This is a genomic window from Myxococcus sp. MISCRS1, assembly GCF_026626605.1.
GTDB lineage: Bacteria > Myxococcota > Myxococcia > Myxococcales > Myxococcaceae > Myxococcus > Myxococcus fulvus.
Genome location: NZ_JAPNKB010000001.1, coordinates 10,508,313 through 10,524,487, shown reverse-complemented (window position 1 = coordinate 10,524,487; position 16,175 = coordinate 10,508,313). Strand labels below are relative to the sequence as shown.

General features: G+C 69.8%; 14 protein-coding genes. 9 read left to right on the top strand and 5 right to left on the bottom strand.

What is annotated here, in order from left to right:
• Positions 1-12 precede the first annotated feature (12 nt).
• Positions 13-2,313: a TIGR02266 family protein gene (locus OWM54_RS41970; protein WP_267700952.1), complete on the bottom strand. Its 2,301-nt coding sequence runs from the start codon at positions 2,311-2,313 to the stop codon at positions 13-15.
• Between the two features lie 175 nt (positions 2,314-2,488).
• Here OWM54_RS41970 and guaB point away from each other — a divergent pair, with 175 nt between their 5' ends.
• A complete protein-coding gene (gene guaB, locus OWM54_RS41965) occupies positions 2,489-3,946 on the top strand; it encodes an IMP dehydrogenase (RefSeq protein WP_141324073.1) in 1,458 nt (485 codons plus the stop codon).
• Positions 3,947-4,040: 94 nt separating this feature from the next.
• Here the strand turns inward: guaB and OWM54_RS41960 are convergent, their stop codons facing one another.
• Positions 4,041-4,673, bottom strand: a complete 633-nt coding sequence (locus OWM54_RS41960) for a hypothetical protein (RefSeq protein WP_223748984.1) — start codon at positions 4,671-4,673, stop codon at positions 4,041-4,043.
• A gap of 85 nt (positions 4,674-4,758) precedes the next feature.
• Here OWM54_RS41960 and guaA point away from each other — a divergent pair, with 85 nt between their 5' ends.
• Positions 4,759-6,312, top strand: coding sequence for a glutamine-hydrolyzing GMP synthase (gene guaA, locus OWM54_RS41955; RefSeq protein ID WP_223748985.1), 1,554 nt, complete (start codon positions 4,759-4,761; stop codon positions 6,310-6,312).
• 146 nt (positions 6,313-6,458) lie between these two features.
• Here guaA and OWM54_RS41950 read toward each other — a convergent pair whose 3' ends face one another.
• Both OWM54_RS41950 and OWM54_RS41945 read right to left on the bottom strand, forming a co-directional pair.
• Entirely contained in the window at positions 6,459-8,585 is a 2,127-nt protein-coding gene (locus OWM54_RS41950; protein WP_223748986.1) for a S46 family peptidase, read from the bottom strand.
• 246 nt (positions 8,586-8,831) lie between these two features.
• Entirely contained in the window at positions 8,832-11,219 is a 2,388-nt protein-coding gene (locus tag OWM54_RS41945; RefSeq protein ID WP_267700951.1) for an ABC transporter permease, read from the bottom strand.
• Positions 11,220-11,925: 706 nt separating this feature from the next.
• Between OWM54_RS41945 and OWM54_RS41940 the strand changes: the two genes are divergently transcribed.
• The 7 genes from OWM54_RS41940 to OWM54_RS41910 all read left to right on the top strand — a co-directional run bounded on the left by OWM54_RS41940 (position 11,926) and on the right by OWM54_RS41910 (position 15,863).
• The gene (locus OWM54_RS41940; RefSeq protein WP_267700950.1) at positions 11,926-12,450 is read left to right on the top strand and encodes a hypothetical protein; all 525 of its coding nucleotides are present in this window, start codon (positions 11,926-11,928) and stop codon (positions 12,448-12,450) included.
• On the top strand, positions 12,450-13,133 hold the full coding sequence (locus tag OWM54_RS41935) for a hypothetical protein (protein WP_267700949.1): 684 nt from the start codon (positions 12,450-12,452) through the stop codon (positions 13,131-13,133). The genes OWM54_RS41940 and OWM54_RS41935 overlap by 1 nt, the downstream gene beginning before the upstream one ends.
• Positions 13,130-13,387: a hypothetical protein gene (locus OWM54_RS41930; RefSeq protein ID WP_267700948.1), complete on the top strand. Its 258-nt coding sequence runs from the start codon at positions 13,130-13,132 to the stop codon at positions 13,385-13,387. Before OWM54_RS41935 ends, OWM54_RS41930 begins: the two co-directional genes overlap by 4 nt.
• Positions 13,380-13,817 carry a hypothetical protein gene (locus OWM54_RS41925; RefSeq protein ID WP_267700947.1) on the top strand — a complete coding sequence of 146 codons (438 nt, stop codon included), beginning with the start codon at positions 13,380-13,382 and terminating at the stop codon, positions 13,815-13,817. The genes OWM54_RS41930 and OWM54_RS41925 overlap by 8 nt, the downstream gene beginning before the upstream one ends.
• Positions 13,814-14,089, top strand: a complete 276-nt coding sequence (locus OWM54_RS41920; RefSeq protein WP_267700946.1) for a hypothetical protein — start codon at positions 13,814-13,816, stop codon at positions 14,087-14,089. The genes OWM54_RS41925 and OWM54_RS41920 overlap by 4 nt, the downstream gene beginning before the upstream one ends.
• Before the next feature lie 107 nt (positions 14,090-14,196).
• Complete coding sequence (locus OWM54_RS41915) at positions 14,197-14,394, top strand: hypothetical protein (RefSeq protein ID WP_267700945.1); 198 nt, start codon at positions 14,197-14,199, stop codon at positions 14,392-14,394.
• On the top strand, positions 14,394-15,863 hold the full coding sequence (locus OWM54_RS41910) for a hypothetical protein (RefSeq protein WP_267700944.1): 1,470 nt from the start codon (positions 14,394-14,396) through the stop codon (positions 15,861-15,863). The genes OWM54_RS41915 and OWM54_RS41910 overlap by 1 nt, the downstream gene beginning before the upstream one ends.
• A 51-nt stretch (positions 15,864-15,914) precedes the next feature.
• Here OWM54_RS41910 and OWM54_RS41905 read toward each other — a convergent pair whose 3' ends face one another.
• Positions 15,915-16,124, bottom strand: coding sequence for a hypothetical protein (locus OWM54_RS41905; protein ID WP_267700943.1), 210 nt, complete (start codon positions 16,122-16,124; stop codon positions 15,915-15,917).
• Positions 16,125-16,175 lie beyond the last annotated feature (51 nt).

Genomic DNA, 16,175 nt, shown 5'->3' with positions numbered 1-16,175 from the left:
TGAAATCGCGCTTCAGGCGCGACCGAACAAGCCCTTCAGCCACTTCATGAAGCCACGCTGCCGCGGCGGGCTGACGAGCGCAGGTACCGCTGGAGCGGCGGTTTGCTGCGCGGCTGTCGGACGCGCCGCGGGCGTGCGATTCACCGCAGGCGTGGATGCCGGGGGCTTCATCGGCACCAGATTGACGACGCGCGCACCGGACGTGCTCGTGGTGCGCGCGGAGGGTGCGGTGGGTTGAGGCGGTACATTCGCCGCCGCACTCTCCGTGTCGAGCTGTGCGAGGCGGGCCTTCACCGCCTCCGGTGTGTCCTTCGTGGAGAACGTGCTCGTGACCTCGCGCCCACTCGAGGACTCACGCGCGGTCACCTTGAGGAGCGACTCGTTGTTGACCTCGAAGGTCACCGTCACCTGCACCGCGCCGCGAGGCAGCTTGGGCAGGCCGGCGAGCTTGAGCGTGCCCAGGTACTCATTGTCGGACGCTCGTTCAGAGTCGCCCTGGAACACGGTGAGCTCCAGCTCCGTCTGGCCGTCACGGTGCGTGGACAGCGTGTAGCTCTTGGTGGAGGGCAGCGACGTGTTGCGCTCCAGCACGGGCTTGAAGCGCCCGCCGGGCAGCCCCACGCCGATGGCCATGGGCAGCACGTCGATGAGCACCACGCCCTCGAGCTGTCCCAGGCTGTGCGCCAGCAGCGCCGCGCCCAGCGCCACGGCCTCGTCCGGGTGGACGCCCTTGCTCGGAGCCTTGCCGAAGAAGCGGGTGATCTTCTCGTGCACCAGCGGGAAGCGGCTCTGGCCTCCCACGAGGATGACCTCGTCGATGTCCTTGGGGCCCAGGTTCTTCGCCTTGAGCACCTCGTCGCAGACCTTCACCGTCCGGTCGACGAGCCCCTCCGTCAGCTCCACCAGCTTCTGCCGCGTGAGCGTGACGTCCAGGTCGTAGGGCTTGTCGTCGATCATCGTGACGAAGGCCACATGCACCCGCATCTCCGAACGCTCGGACAGCGCGCACTTGGCCCGCTCCGCCGCGTCGTTGATGCGCTGGAGCGCCACGCGGTCTCCCTGGAACGTGCGGCCCGTCTTCTTCTGGAACTCCTCCAGCAGGTACGTGACGATGGCGTTGTCGAAGTCGATGCCGCCCAGGAACGTGTCGCCGCCGGTGGAGATGACCTCGTAGACGTTGTCGGCCAGCTCCAGCACGGACGCGTCGAAGGTGCCGCCGCCCAGGTCGTAGACCAGCACGCGCTGGTTGAGCTTGCGCCCGTACCCGTACGCGAGCGCCGCCGCGGTGGGCTCGTTCAGGATGCGCTCGACGTAGAGGCCCGCGAGCTTGCCGGCTTCCCGCACCGCGTGGCGCTGGTTGTCGTTGTAGTACGCGGGCACCGTGACGACGGCGCGCGAGACGGGCTGCCCCAACTGGTTCTGCGCCACCTCGCGCACCTCGCGCAGGATGAGCGCGGAGATCTGCTGCAGCGAGTAGACCTTGTCGGACAGCTTCACGCCCGCGTCGCCGTTGGCGCCGGCGGTGATCTCGTAGTGGAACTTGTCCTTGATGTTCTCGACGATGGCCGAGTCGTACGCGCGGCCCACCAGCCGCTTGGCGCCGTACACCGTCTGTCGAGGGTTGGTGAGCATCTGCCCCTTCGCGGGGTGGCCCACCACCAGCTTGCCGCGCGTGTTGACGGCGATGATGGAGGGCACCGTGTTGTGCCCCTCACGACTGTTGAGCACGCCCGGCTTGCCGTTGCGCACATACGCGGCGCAGGAGTTCGTCGTCCCCAGGTCGATGCCGATGACCACGCCCGCGCGCTTGGGCTCCTGCGTGCTCAGGTCCAGCGCCTCGTCCGACATCATCGTCACGGGCGCGGCGGCCACCGGAGCGCTGGCGGCCTGCTGCTGGGTCACCACCTGCGGGTTGGCCTGCTCCGCGGGAGGTGGGACGGTGTAGTCCGGGGCCCCGACACCCGAGGGGACGGGGGGGACGTCCGACTGGGCGTGGGGCAGGGCGGCGACCGCGGAGTCGAGGAAGCGGCGCGTTTGCGGGTCCAACGACAGGAAGCGCAGGCCCATGCCGGCCACGCCCTGGCCTCCCTGTCCGGTGACGAAGTGGACCACGGCCTGGGCGTGGATCAACCGCTCGCCGCTGGCCAACCGCAGGTCCAGGGTGACGGCCGTGCCGGGCGGCTTCACCGCGCGGGCGCGCAGATAGATGCCACCGCGCGTGACGTTGCCGCCGTACTTCGCCAGGAACTCCTCTGGCGTCGCGAATGGCAGCTTCACGACCAACCCGACCGCCGCCTGATTCGATTCCGTCAAAGCCCGGTTCCTGAGACGTGAGTGGAAAGTCCGGTCGGATTATCGCTTGAAGTGCGAGTGAACGGGCGTCAAAAAGTCCGCCCTTCCAGGTTGCGTGGCGGCAACGTACCTCGTATGGAACCGCACCCGCAGGGCGCTGGTGCCTCGCGGGCCCCATGCCCCGGGAGCGCCGCCCATGTTGAACCCCGAGATCCGGCTCGCACTCACCTTCGATGATGTCCTCCTGGTGCCCGCCGAAAGTTCGGTTGTCCCCAAGGACACGGACCTGACGACCCGCCTCACCCGCAACCTCCGGCTGAACATCCCTCTGTTGTCGGCGGCGATGGACACCGTGACGGAGGCCCGGACCGCCATCGCGATGGCGCAGGAGGGCGGCATCGGGGTCATCCACAAGAACATGACGCCCGAGCAGCAGGCGCTCGAGGTGCTCAAGGTCAAGAAGTTCGAGAGCGGCATGGTGGTGGACCCCGTCACCATCGACCCCGAGGCCCCGCTGGGCCGCGCCCTGGAGCTGATGCGCCAGCACGGCGTGTCCGGCATCCCCGTGGTGAAGGGCAAGCGACTGGTGGGCATCGTCACCAGCCGCGACGTGCGCTTCGAGACCAACCTCACCCAGAAGGTCGAGGCCATGATGACGCGCAAGCTCGTCACCGGCCGCGAGGGCATCAGCCAGGGTGACGCGCAGAAGCTCCTGCACGAGCACCGCATCGAGAAGCTGCTGGTCGTCAACGACGACTTCGAGCTGCGCGGCCTCATCACCATCAAGGACATCGAGAAGCGCCGCACGCACCCCAACGCGGCGAAGGACGCCAAGGGCCGGCTGCTCTGCGCCGCCGCCGTGGGCGTGTCCCCGGACCGCGAGGCGCGCATCGACGCGCTGGTGAAGGCGGGCGTGGACGTCATCGTGGTGGACACCGCGCACGGGCACTCCAAGGGCGTGGTGGATGGCGTGCGCGACACGCGCAAGAACTTCAAGGGCTTCGAGCTCATCGCCGGCAACGTCGCGACGGCCGAGGCCACGCGCGCGCTCATCCAGGCGGGCGTGGACGCGGTGAAGGTGGGCATCGGCCCCGGCTCCATCTGCACCACGCGCGTGGTGGCCGGCGTGGGCGTGCCGCAGGTGACGGCGGTGGATGACTGCTGCCGCGAGGCGGACAAGCACGACATCCCCATCATCTCCGATGGCGGCATCAAGTACTCGGGCGACATCGTGAAGGCGCTGGCGGCCGGAGCGAGCACGGTGATGATCGGCTCGCTCTTCGCGGGCACCGAGGAGGCCCCGGGCGACGTCATCCTGTACCAGGGCCGCAGCTACAAGAGCTACCGCGGCATGGGCAGCCTGGGCGCGATGAAGCAGGGCGCCAAGGACCGCTACTTCCAGTCGGACGTGGACGCGGTGAAGCTGGTCCCCGAGGGCATCGAGGGCCGCGTGCCGTACAAGGGCACGCTCGCCATGAACGTGCACCAGATGCTGGGCGGCATCCGCAGCGGCATGGGCTACGTGGGCTGCGGCACCATCGAGGAGCTGCGCAAGAACGCCACCTTCGTGCGCATCACCTCGGCCGGGCTCAAGGAGAGCCACGTGCACGACGTCATCATCACCGAGGAAGCGCCCAACTACCGCGTGGAGTAGGCCTCCCCGCGGGGAAACGAAAAGAGGGCCCGCGCCAGGAGGCACGGACCCTCGAAGGGAGCCAGCCCCTCAGGGGCCGGCTCGGACGGCCTGGCTACTTGCGGCCCTTGCGGCCACCGCCGCTGGGCTCCTCGGCGGGCGACGCGGCGGAGATCTTCTTCTCCGCGTTGGCCACCCGACCCAGCAGCGAGTCCTTGTCATCCGGCTCCAGCGCCTCGATGGCCTGGCGCAGGGTGCCGAAGTCCAGGCGGGCGATGGTGACGGCGTTGCCGCCCTTGATCTCCTGCACGGTGGGCACCTCGACCAGCTCCCGCACGTAGGTCTCGAACTCGATGCGGATGTCGGCCGTCTGCTGGATGCAGTTGTCCTTGGCGTTGACGAACTGCTGGCTGCCCTCGCGGTAGCTCAGGTCCGGGTTGCGGTTCATCGCCTCCTCGAAGGTGGCGGTGCGCTTGCGCAGCGAGCCGTACAGCTCGATGTAGTCCACCAGCCGGTCCGTCTCGGGCCGGTTGACGTTGCGGGCCTTGACCAGCGCGTCGTTGGTGTCGTCACAGGTGAGCTTCTGGAGCTCGGCGACCCCTGGCGTGTCCTTCACCGCCATGTTCTGGGTCTCGCGGTCGAGCCGCTCGTCAGAGGAGATTTCCTTCACGCATCCAGTGGCGGAGAGGAACAAGAGGGTCGCAGCAGTGGAAGCGGACAGGCGGCGGAGCATCCGGACCTCGAACACTTGAGGGGACTTGGGCGTTGCTTTCCGGAAGTTTGTAGCGATAAGGGCCCCCAGCCGTCAACGACGCCCCCTTGGAGAAACTCCGGTGGACCTGCACGCCGAGAAGATCCTGATCCTCGATTTCGGGAGTCAGTACACCCAGCTCATCGCCCGCCGGGTCCGTGAGCTGGGCGTTTATTGTGAAATCCATCGCCCGGACCTGCCGGCCGAGGACATCCGCCGCTTCGCCCCCCGGGGCATCATCCTCTCGGGAGGCCCGGCGTCCGTGGAGGCGCCCGGCTCCCCCCGGTGCGACCCGTTCGTCTTCGAGGCGGGCGTGCCCGTGCTCGGCATCTGCTACGGCCTGCAGCTCACGGCCAAGCTGCTGGGCGGCCGCGTGGACCGGGGCGCCCACCGCGAGTTCGGCAACGCGGAGGTGGAGGTGCTGGCCCCCCGCGGCCCCTTCTCGGAGTTCCGTCCGGGAGACCGCGTCCAGGTGTGGATGAGCCACGGAGACCGGGTGGAGGAGCTGCCCCCGGGCTTCGAGGCGATCGGTCGCAGCGGCAACTCGCCCTTCGCGGCGGCGGCCCACCAGAGCAAGCCCTTCTACGGCCTCCAGTTCCACCCCGAGGTGGTGCACACCCCGCAGGGCAAGGCCATGCTGCGCGCCTTCCTCTTCAACGACTGCAAGGTGTCCGGCTCGTGGACGATGAAGGGCTTCATCGACGAGGCGGTGGCCACCATCCGCAAGCAGGTGGGTGAGCACGGCCGGGTCATCTGCGCCCTGTCGGGTGGCGTGGACAGCTCCGTGGCGGCGCTGCTCCTGCACCGCGCCATCGGCCCCCGGCTGCAGTGCATCTTCGTGGACAACGGGGTGCTCAGGCAGGGCGAGCGGGCCCAGGTGGAGGCGCTCTTCGTGGACCGCTTCCACGTCCCGCTGAAGACGGTGGACGCGCGGGCCCGGTTCCTGGACGCGCTGGCCGGGGTGACGGACCCGGAGAAGAAGCGGAAGATCATCGGCCGCGAGTTCATCGCCGTGTTCGAGGAGGCCTCGCGCGACATCCAGGACGCGGAGTTCCTGGCCCAGGGCACGCTGTACCCGGACGTCATCGAGTCCGTCTCGTACAAGGGCCCGTCCGTCACCATCAAGAGCCACCACAACGTGGGCGGCCTGCCGGAGACGATGAAGCTCAAGCTGGTGGAGCCGCTGCGCGAGCTGTTCAAGGACGAGGTCCGCGCGCTGGGCCGCGAGCTGGGACTGCCCGAGGAGATGGTGTCCCGTCAGCCGTTCCCCGGCCCGGGCCTGGCCATCCGCGTGCTGGGCGAAGTGACGGAGGCCCGCCTGGAGCTGGTGCGCCGCGCGGACGCCATCGTCCAGGAGGAGATTCGCGCCGCGGGGCTCTACAAGGAGGTGTGGCAGGCCTTCGCGGTGCTGCTGCCGGTGCAGAGCGTGGGCGTCATGGGCGACGAGCGCACCTACGAGTCCACCTGCGTGCTGCGCGCCGTCACCAGCGTGGACGGCATGACGGCGGACTGGGCGCGGCTGCCGTACCCGGTCATCGAGCGCATCTCCACGCGCATCACCAACGAGGTGCGCGGCATCAACCGCGTCGCCTACGACGTGTCCTCCAAGCCCCCCGCCACCATCGAGTGGGAGTGAGCGGGGCAGGGCGGGGCGCGCGACCGGCGGGCCCCGATACCCGCTGAAGAAAACGAAAGAGGCTGCCTGGCGTGGATGCCCAGGCAGCCTCTTCTTGCTTCAGGGGCCGGGTCTTCGTCTGAAGACCCGGTCCGCTGGAGGGTGCATCACCCCGCCGGCTTGGTGGGGACGGTGGGCACCTGGGTGCTGCCCGGACGCAGCTCCTCGAGGACGCGGGTGGCGCCGTAGATCTTCTTCAGCGACTCGATGATGGCGTCGCTGTGCACGGCCACCGTGCGGTTGACGCTCTCGTCGAAGCCGTACTCACCGCCCAGCGACTGGATGTTGCCGTCGAACACCAGGCCGATGATCTCCGCGTCCTTGTTGATGACGGGGGAGCCGGAGTTGCCGCCGATGATGTCGTTGGTGGTGACGAAGTTCATCGCCGTGGCGCCATCGAGGTTCTTCTGGTTCTTCAGCCAGGACGGCGGCAGCGCGAAGGGCTCCTCGCCCGTGGCGTGCTCGAAGGTGCCCGCCATCTGGGTGATGGGCTCCACCTTCTTGCCGTCCTCCATGTAGCCCTTCACCGAGCCGTACGACAGGCGCAGCGTGAACGTCGCGTCCGGGTACTGGTTGGTGCCGTAGACCTCGAACTTCGCCTTGGCCACCAGCTCCGCGTTCTTCTTGATGACGGCGTCGACGTTCTCCTCGTAGTTCTTGCGGACCGCGCGGCCATCCGCGTCGAGCGCCAGCGCCAGCTGGATCATCGGGTCCTTGGAGGCCGCGATGGCCGCCTTGCCGCCGTCGAACAGGCTCTTGCGGGCGGACACGTCACACACCTTGGAGCCCTTGACGTCCTTGAGGACGCACAGCTTGGAGCCCTTCACCAGGCGGGCCGCCAGCTTGTCGGGGGACTCGTTGCCCAGGACCTTCTTGACGAACGGGTGGTTGGAGCCCAGCTCCTCGCGCATCTTCGTCAGGCCGAAGCTCAGGCGGAGGATCTCCAGCTCCGGGTAGATGGGAGCGGGGCTCAACAGCTGAGCCTGGAGCGCGGGCAGGTTGGCCTGGTTGAACTCGCGCAGGCGCTGACCGTTCTCCTTGGGGAGCTCCTCGGAGGCGCGCACCAGCGTCTTGGCGATGCTGTACAGGCTGGAGGAGAGGCCCGCGCCCTGCTCGACGAAGGACAGGTCCTTGCGGATGTTGACCATCTGCGCCTGGGCCTTGGCGATCTCATCCCACGCGGCGCCGTACTTCTTCTTCATCTCCGGGTTGGCTTCGACCTTCTTGCGCAGGTCCTGCTCGGCGGCGACCTTCTGGCCGAAGAACTTCTTGTCCTGCAGCGCCTCCAGACGGCCCTTGGTCGCCTTCAGGCCGTTCTCCACGCCGAACAGCAGGTTGTTGGAGATGCGCTTCTGCTCGGGGCCACGCTTCTGGAACTCGGACACCATGCCGCGCAGCTCGGACATCATGAACAGCATCTTCGGCATGGCCACGTCGCGCTGGTACTCCAGCTCCGCGATGGTCAGCCCGCGCGAGGTGCGGCCGGGGTGGCCGGACACGAAGGTGATGTCACCCTCCTTGGCGCTCTTCTCGGACCACTTGAAGTAGTTGTCCGTCTTGGCCGGCTTGCCGTCCTGGTAGACGCGCAGGAACGTCACGTCCAGGTCCCACCGGGGGAACTCGAAGTTGTCCGGGTCGCCGCCGAAGAAGGCGATGGCGTGCTCGGGCGCCATGACCAGGCGCACGTCCTGGAAGCGGCGGTACTTGTACAGGTTGTACTTGCCGCCCTGGTACAGGGTGACGGCGTCACAGCGCACCTTGGCGTCGCCCGCGGAGCACGCCTGCTCCAGCTCGGACATCTTCGCCTTCAGGGTGTCGGCGTACTGCTTGCCGGACAGGCCCTGGGTCGCCTTGTTCAGCGTCTCGGTGATGTCGGTGATCTGCTCGAGCTGGTTGATCTCCATCGCCGGGCACTGCGTCTCCTCGGCTTCGGTCTTCGCGTAGAAGCCGTTGGCGATGTAGTCCTTCTTCGCGCCGGAGAGCTGCTCGATACAGCCGCGGGCACAGTGGTGATTGGTCATCACCAGGCCGTTGGGGGACACGAAGCTGGCCGAGCAGCCGCCCGCGAGCCGCGCGGACGACAGACGGGCCTTGTCGAGCCACTGCTGCGTGGGCTCGAAGCCGTACTTCTCCTTCACCTTCGCGGACGGGAAGTTGTTGTACGTCCACATGCCTTCGTCGGCCAGGGCCGGAGCGGCGCCGACGAGGGTGGCAATCAGGAACAACCGTTTCATGGACAGGTCCTTTCCAGGGCCGGGGGTGTCGCGGTTCTGCGGTAACCCATTGCGTGGGTCAACCGGGAAAAAAGCCGGGAAGAATTCCCAACCACCCTGAACATCCGAGCGGCCGGGGGATTCCTCTCGCCGGGGCCATACGTGGGGGCTTGGGCTGTGATTTCCAGGGTGTTCGCGCCCGTTCCTGGGATGAGGTCGCTCCCCGGGCCGCCCGTCGCGGTGCGTCGAGGGCGGCCTCGGGGCGACTCAGGTCCGCATGGCGACGAGCGGGGCCACGCGGGTGGCCCGTCGCGCGGGGAGCCAGCAGGCCAGCAGGGCGACGAGCGCGAAGAGGGTGGCCACGGCGACGAAGGTCAGCGGATCTGTCGCCGTGACGCCGTAGAGCTGGCTTTCGAGCATGCGGGTCAGCGCCAGGGCGCCCACGAGTCCCAGGGCGATGCCTACGCCCGCGAGCCTCGCGCCCTGGCCCAGGACCAGCCTCAGGACATCGCTCGGCCGGGCGCCCAGGGCCATGCGGATGCCCAGCTCACGGGTGCGCTGGGAGACGAGCAGCGAGATGACGCCGTAGAGCCCGTAGGTGGAGAGCACCAGGGCCAGCGCCGCGAAGCCTCCGAGCAGGCCGAGCACGAGCCGACGGAAGCCGAGCGATTCGGTGATGACCTGGTCCATGGTGAGGGCGCGGAAGACGGGCAGTCCCGAGTCGACTCGGCGCACGGCCTCGCGGACAGAAGGCAGGAGGGTTTCGGGGGGCACCGACGTCCGGGCGACGAGGACCAGGCTGTCATCGCCCCAGGGGCGTCCGTATGGGACGTGGAGCTCCGCGAGCGGCGTCTTGTCGAGCCCGGCCTGCCGAACGTCGCCGACCACGCCGATGATGGTGTGCGGCCCGGTACCCAGGCGGAGCTGGCGCCCCAGGGCCTGGCCGTCCGGGAAGTGCCGGCGCGCGAGCGTCTCGTTGATGATGACGGTGGCGGGCTGGCCGGGGGCGGCGTCGGAGGCGGTGAAGTCCCGGCCCTGGCGCAGCGGGATTCCGACGGTGGCGAAGAACCCGGGGCTGGTGGAGCGTCGCTCGGCGCGGGGCTCGGTGCCGGGCTCCGGCGGGGGTTCGCCCTCGATGACGTAGCGGGCGTTGTTCCAGGCGCGCTGGATGGGCAGGAGCGAGGTCATCGCCGCGGCGCTCACGCCCGGGAGGGCTCGGACCTCTTCGAGGATGGGCGCCAGGAGAGTCTGTGGGACGTGGGTATCCAGGCCCTGATCGTTGAAGAACCGGCTGTCGGGGATGGCGATGTGCAGCGTGAGGAGCTGCTCGGAGGCCAGCCCGGGCGAGGTCCCCAGGAGCTGGAGGAAGCCTCGGCCCAGCAGGCCCGCGCCGACGAGCAGGACCAGACAGAGGGCCAGCTCCAGGACGACCAGCGTGGAGCGGAGCCGGCGGCCCGAGGACGGCACGGCGCCTCGGAGGTCGAGCCGGGACAGATGGAGCGCGGGAAGCAGACCGAAGACCAGGCCGCTGGTGATGGAGATGGCGGCGAGGAACAGGAATGAGGCCCCGTCGAGGGCGATGGCCGCCCGGTGAGGCATCGACTCGGGGGCCACGGCGAGCAGGCCGTCCAGCCCCCAGCGCGCGAGCAATCCGCCGAGCGCGCCGCCCATGAGCGCGAGCAGGAGGCTCTCGACGAGGAGCTGCTGGATGACGCGGGCGCGGCTGGCCCCGAGGGCCACGCGAACGGCGAACTCCTGATGCCGGGCGCCGGCTCGCGCGAGCAGGATGTTCGCGACGTTGGCGCAGGCGATGAGGAGGACCAGGGCCACGGCGCCGAGCAGGAGCTTCAAGGGGCCGCTCCAGAGGCGGGTCCGGGCCTCGGCGAGCGATTCGACGCGGGAGGTGCGCTCCTTGAGGGCGTCCGGGCTCTCGGCGGCGATGGCGGCGGTGACGGCCGCGAGCTCCTGGTGGGCGGACTCGACGGTGAAGCCCGGGGCCAGACGGGCGCGGACCGAGAGCAGCGTGGAGAACCGGCCACGGGCATCGGCGGGAGCGACCAACGGGAGCCAGACGTCCATCTTCGGGTCGAAGGACTCGGGGACGACGCCAATCACGGTGTGGGGAATGTCATCGAGGAGCACCGTGTGGCCGAGGACGGCGGGATTGGCGCCGAACCGGCGACGCCACAGGGCCTCGTTGAGGACGGCGACGGGCTCATGGCCGGGCTGGTCGTCGCCGGGGACGAAGGTGCGGCCGAGCAACGGGGGCACGCCGTGGACGGCGAAGTAGCCGGAGGTGCCACGGGTGGCCTCGATGCGCTCGGAGTCGCCATCGGCGCGGAGGATGGAGCCGCCGACGGTGAAGGCGGTGATGTGCTCGAAGGCCTTGGCCTGATCGCGCCAGTCCCAGAATGTGAGCCAGGACACCGGGCCGCCGCTGCCTTGGGCACGGAACTCGACGAGCGAGACGATTCGCTCGGGTTCGGCGTACGGCAGCGGGCGGAGGAGGACGCCGTGGACGGCACTGAAGATGACGGCGTTCGCGCCGATGCCCAGGGCGAGGCAGAGGATGGCTGCCGCGGCGAAGCCGGGCGCGCGACGGAACGTGCGGAACGCGAAGCGTGCATCCGCGAGCAGGCTGTCGAGGAGTCTCATGGGACCGTTCGGGGTGATGTTGGTGGATGGGCGGAGGCCCGCATCTTGGCGGATGGAACGGCCGGAACGGCGCCCGGAAAGCCCGGGGGCAGCGGGGAAGAACCCGACGAAATCGCCCCCTGGTTCCCCGCAGGCTTAGTTTACATAACGCATGTTATCGGACTCATTGACCCTTGTTTCCCTAGGGATATCAAGGGGTTCCGAAGAATCGCTGCCTGCACGTAAGTTCAGACTTCTAAGCCTCCGGGTTGGCCAACTGGCCTACCACCTTGGAGGTATTGCGGCTGCCTCGCTTAGAGCTCCCGGGCTCGCGAGGAGCCGCCCCCCTGTCGCCGTCCGGGCGATGATGCCGCGCGGGTCGCTCGGACCTGTCGTGCCTGCTGCCACGGTTTCGCCGTCCATTCACGGCGCCGTGGTGGCGGGCACGGCTCTTGCCCAACGCGCGGGTCCGAGCAAACCCATGTCCACCAGCAAAACCCCACCGCCCGTCCGCCAGGACGGAGCGCGCCCCCCTGCCGTCCTTGTCCACTGGCTCCGCAACGTCAGCCGCTGCGAAAACACCGCGTGCGGCCTGCCGGTAAGCCCCCCCGAGCACGACGCCCGGCCGTATTGGTCCACCGAGTCGGCCGAGGTGACGTGCCCTGTGTGCTGCGCGGTTGTCGTCGCTCGAGCCAATCCCGAGGTCGACACCCTGGCGGCGCGGTCCGTGCCGGAGCTGTCCGACGCGGACCTGGACATGGATGCGGGCCTTGTCGAGGTACCCCCCAAGCGGTGCCGCTGCGGACGGCCCGTCATCTACCGGCTGCTGTCGCGCGCGACGCTGAAGGACGCCCCCATGTGCCTCGAGTGCAAGCTCGAGCCGACGTCCTGCACGTGCGACCCGGCGCCCCAACCGGACGCCGGGCCCCGAGGTGGCGAGGACGCCGCCGACGAGCACGGCACTGCGCCCACGGGTGCCCAGGAGCCGTCCGGCGACGGGCCCGCGACGTGGCCGCCGGTGCCCGGCACCCTGCCGGCGCGCCTTGCGTACGCCGCGCGGGCTCTCGCCGCCGTTGAGGTGTCGTTGCGCCTGTCGGTTGATGACCTCCAGGCGCGCGCCATGTTGCCTCTTGAGCTGGCCGGGATTGTGGAGCTGCTCGCCGGTGCCGAGGCGAAAGCGGCCTTTGCCCGCTCGGGGCTGGTGCGACTGGCTCTCATGGTGACTGCGTCCGTGCGCCAGGGGGTGCTGTGATGGCTCGCAACAAGGCGCTGTTGCGCAACCGCGAGGATGTGCAGGAGGCGCTGTCCGCGCTCCCTCACGGCGACGAGTGGTCCCTCGACAACGTCAAATGGGACTACGACCGCGCCGCATCGCGATACCTCGCGTCTCACCGCGTCCTGGGCATGGTGGCCGCGCCCACCGGTCCCGAGCTGCTCGCGGCGGTCACCAACGTTGAGGCCGTCCGTGCCGACCTCGAGGCCCAGGGGTTGGTGTTGTGGCGCGGCAGCATGCTGAGCCCTGGCTCCTGTTGGTGGGCTGGCCGTGCCGTCGGCGCGCAGGAGGACTCCCTGTGGGCGTCTGACCTCTACGACTTGTTGAGCATGGTCCATCGGCGCATCCGCCGAGCGCAGCCGCCGCGTGCAGCCCATCGCGTGCAGTCTTTCGCCGAGCGCGTCCTCACGGCAGCCCGTGCCGTGCCTACCGAGGGGCGTTACATGGGCGGGAAAAAGGTGTTCATTTCGTTCGTCTACGCGGCTCTGCGCGACGACTTCCCCAGCCGCGAAGCGTTTGACGAGGAGCTGGTCAAAGCCATCCGCACGGGGGACCTCACGCTGGTGCGCGCGGACCTCGTCTCCGCCATGAACCCCAAGGTCGTCGCGGAGTCCGAGGTGCGCTCGTACGGCGCCACGTTCCACTTCGTGGTGCTGCCATGAGCGCTGACACGCGAGCTGCGGCGCGAGCGAAACTGGCGCGCGCTGCGGCGCAGGTGCATGCGGCGTTGCATGCACTCCGCGCGGCCTCCGAGGAGCTGCACGACCTCAAGGACGGCGCCGACGGCGTGGAGATGGACTGCGCGCGGCGCGACATGTACGGGCTGCGCCAACGCGTCCTGGAGTGCGAGCTGCGACTGGGGGAAACGCGGCTGGTAGAGTCCGTCGACGTCTCCGTGGGGGCGGCCCATGGCTAGGCCCGCCAAGGACCCCATCACCCAGGCGCGCCACCGGGTGGCGGTGTTGTGCGAGGAGCTGGAGCTGCTCGAGGCCGAGCTGGGCCGCGCCGATGACGGCTGGCTCACCGTCGGCGAGTCGGCTGCCTGCGCCCACCGCGCCGCGTGGTGTCGGTGGATGCTCTCGCGCGCCGAGCAGATGCTGCGGGCCGTGCGCCTGCGCGTGGTCAATGAGCGCATGGACCGGGTCCGTCGTCCCCACGTGGCACGACGGCCGCCCCCCGAGCAGCTCGGGCTGTTCGACATGCCCGCGCCCGCGCTCGAGGACGACATCCCCGAGGCGGACCCCGACGACGTGGTCGAGGTGCCAGACGGCGCGGAGGTGCATTACTTGCCGCGCTCGACGGGCCCGCTGGCGCCGACACACCTGCACATCGTGGGGGCCGCATGACGGGCCCCCAAGTGGATGCACTGAGGGCCGCGACGCGCCACGCGGGCGCGACGGGAGGGCTGTGGCACGCGCAGCGGCTTGAGCTGATGGCTCACGCCGAGTGGGTACGCGTGGTGGCCGAGATGGGCCCCGGTGCGCGAGCAGTCGAGGAGGCGCTCCAGGCGTTCTACACCGCCCAGGCCCACCGGAAGTGGTGCGCCGGCGAGGTTGAGAGCGCGTCGAACGACCTCTCCGCCTCTATGCGCGCCGTCATGCAGGAGAGCCGCCGATGATGTACTCGCGACCACCTGGCCAGCGGTGCCCTTGGTCCGTCTCCCTCACCGGCGCTGAGCTGGAGCAAGTCCGCGGCGCGGCACCCCGCGTGCGGCGCTGGCCGAGGATGCGCGCAGCGGAGTTTGGCCGCGAGGTAGTGCTGGACTGGGCCGCGTACTGCAACGCCCTTCCTGCGGAGACCTACGGCGGGCTCCCGTCCGAGGTCATCGCCCGGCTGCGCGCGGAGATTGCGGCACTGCGCGCGCAGCTCGGGGCGCCAGCAGCCACCAGCACCAGCGCCGCCGAGGGTGGGGGGCACGCGTAGTGCTGCTCCGTCCCCTGCCCCCCAAGGCCACCCAGCCCCCGCCCCGCGCCGTTGTGCAGCGTGAGGCGGGCGGCGGCATCACGGGCCTCCAGCCCGAGGAGCTGTGCAATCGCGCGACGTACGCGGTGGAGGCCGATTTCGCGCGCGCCCTGCCCCGCCTCCGTGGATTGGCCCGGCGCCACGCGGCCGAGCTGCGCCAGTGGCAGCAGGCGGACGGGGTATCGCCGACGCTCGGTGCGCTACTCGCGCTCATGCGCTACTTGCAGGGCCTCGCCCCGGCGATGCGCTACGAGCGCGGCGACAGGCGGCGGCTGTGCGGCCTGGGCGTCCAGGTGCCGTTGCGCTGGCTGGCCGACATCCTCGGCAGAGACAAGTCCACCGTCTGCGACGCGCTCCACGAGGGGTGCCGACGCGGCTACCTCCTGCGCTACGCGCCGGTGCGCAGCGTGGCGCTCGTAACGCGTGGGCGTGCGCTGGCCAAGCGGCTGGACGCGGTGGTGACGCGGGACGGGGTTTCGCGGCGCAGGGTCAACGTCCACGGCGTGCTGTACCTGACGCCCCAGGGCGCGGCGTGGTGCGACCGGCGCGGCACTACCTGGGATGACCTCGGCAGGCACAAGCGCCGCCTCGCGGGGCGCCGCGCGCGCGTCCTGACGGGCCTGCTAGCGGACGTCCTCGACTGCCTGCGCGCAGTGCGGCGGGCCATCGCGGCGAGACTTTCGCCGAAGGGGCAGGCCCACCCGACACCAGATGAGGAAACGCCCCCGGAGAAACTAATATCAAGAGTGCCGCGCAGTGCGCCGGCAGGCTCTGCGGACCCCGGATTGGCGGTGCGGCCGTTGGCCGCGAGCGATTGGATACGCAGCAGTAGGCCCCAGGCTGGCGCGAGAGGCGCAGGCCGTGCCTCTGCCCTCCCCGCTCCAGGCAATGCCCCCAACACAGCGCGGAGCGCCCCAGGCGCGGCAGAAGCCACGCACGCAGGGCTATCCGGGAAGGGCACCTTTTCGCCGGGCCCTGCCGAGCCTCGACGCGGCTATGGCCCACCGCTGCGGCACAGCGCCTACCTCGACACCGAGACGTCGCGGTGCTGGACGCAGCACATCCTCGTCCCGGGGCCGCCGCGTCGCCACTACGTGCGTGCGCTGGTGCATGGGCGGTGGCTCGGGGATTTCGCGGAGGTGCAGAGCCCCACCCTGGTATGGGCGTGGTCCCCGGCGCTCACTGCCGAGGATGCCTACCCCGGCGAATGGTCTGCGGCGCGGGACTTGTCCATGGTGCGCGCGCAGCTCGACGCCGACATGCGCCTCTACCTGGGGCCGCGCCTGCGGCGGATGCTCGAGGAGTGGGAGGCCGCGCAGGGGCGCGGGGAGGACGTGGCCTGCCCCGTGCCGGGGTGCGAGTGCGTTGCGCTGCGTGGGGTGCCGGCCGGCGGCCGGGCCGCGCCTGCGGTGCCGCGCAACGCGCGGTAGGCACGGTGGCCGAGCTCGAGCTCCAGGACCTGGTGGCGCCGAGCTGGGGTGCTACGGCGCGGTTTCGCCGGCCTCTGCCACCTCTACCGTGCCGTCGCGAAACGGCCGGGTGCTGACCGGCAAGTTGTGCCGGTTGAGCGCGATGAGCCACGCGCCCGTGCCGCTCGCGGGCCTGTCGGCGAGGATGAGGCCCTTGTCCGCCCAGCGGGTGATTGTCCTCTCGCTGTTGCGCGAGTCTGACGCGGCGACCTTGATACTCACCCAGCGCTCCGGGGGGCCGGCCGTGGGCATCTCATACGTGGTGCATGGCAT

Bases quoted from the DNA above. Each gene is read 5' to 3' on its own strand.
- guaB (WP_141324073.1), top strand. From the start codon at position 2,489: ATGTTGAACCCCGAGATCCGGCTCGCACTCACCTTCGATGATGTCCTC.
- OWM54_RS41950 (WP_223748986.1), bottom strand. From the start codon at position 8,585: ATGAAACGGTTGTTCCTGATTGCCACCCTCGTCGGCGCCGCTCCGGCC.
- OWM54_RS41945 (WP_267700951.1), bottom strand. From the start codon at position 11,219: ATGAGACTCCTCGACAGCCTGCTCGCGGATGCACGCTTCGCGTTCCGC.
- OWM54_RS41935 (WP_267700949.1), top strand. From the start codon at position 12,450: ATGGCTCGCAACAAGGCGCTGTTGCGCAACCGCGAGGATGTGCAGGAG.
- OWM54_RS41930 (WP_267700948.1), top strand. From the start codon at position 13,130: ATGAGCGCTGACACGCGAGCTGCGGCGCGAGCGAAACTGGCGCGCGCT.
- OWM54_RS41925 (WP_267700947.1), top strand. From the start codon at position 13,380: ATGGCTAGGCCCGCCAAGGACCCCATCACCCAGGCGCGCCACCGGGTG.
- OWM54_RS41920 (WP_267700946.1), top strand. From the start codon at position 13,814: ATGACGGGCCCCCAAGTGGATGCACTGAGGGCCGCGACGCGCCACGCG.
- OWM54_RS41915 (WP_267700945.1), top strand. From the start codon at position 14,197: ATGCGCGCAGCGGAGTTTGGCCGCGAGGTAGTGCTGGACTGGGCCGCG.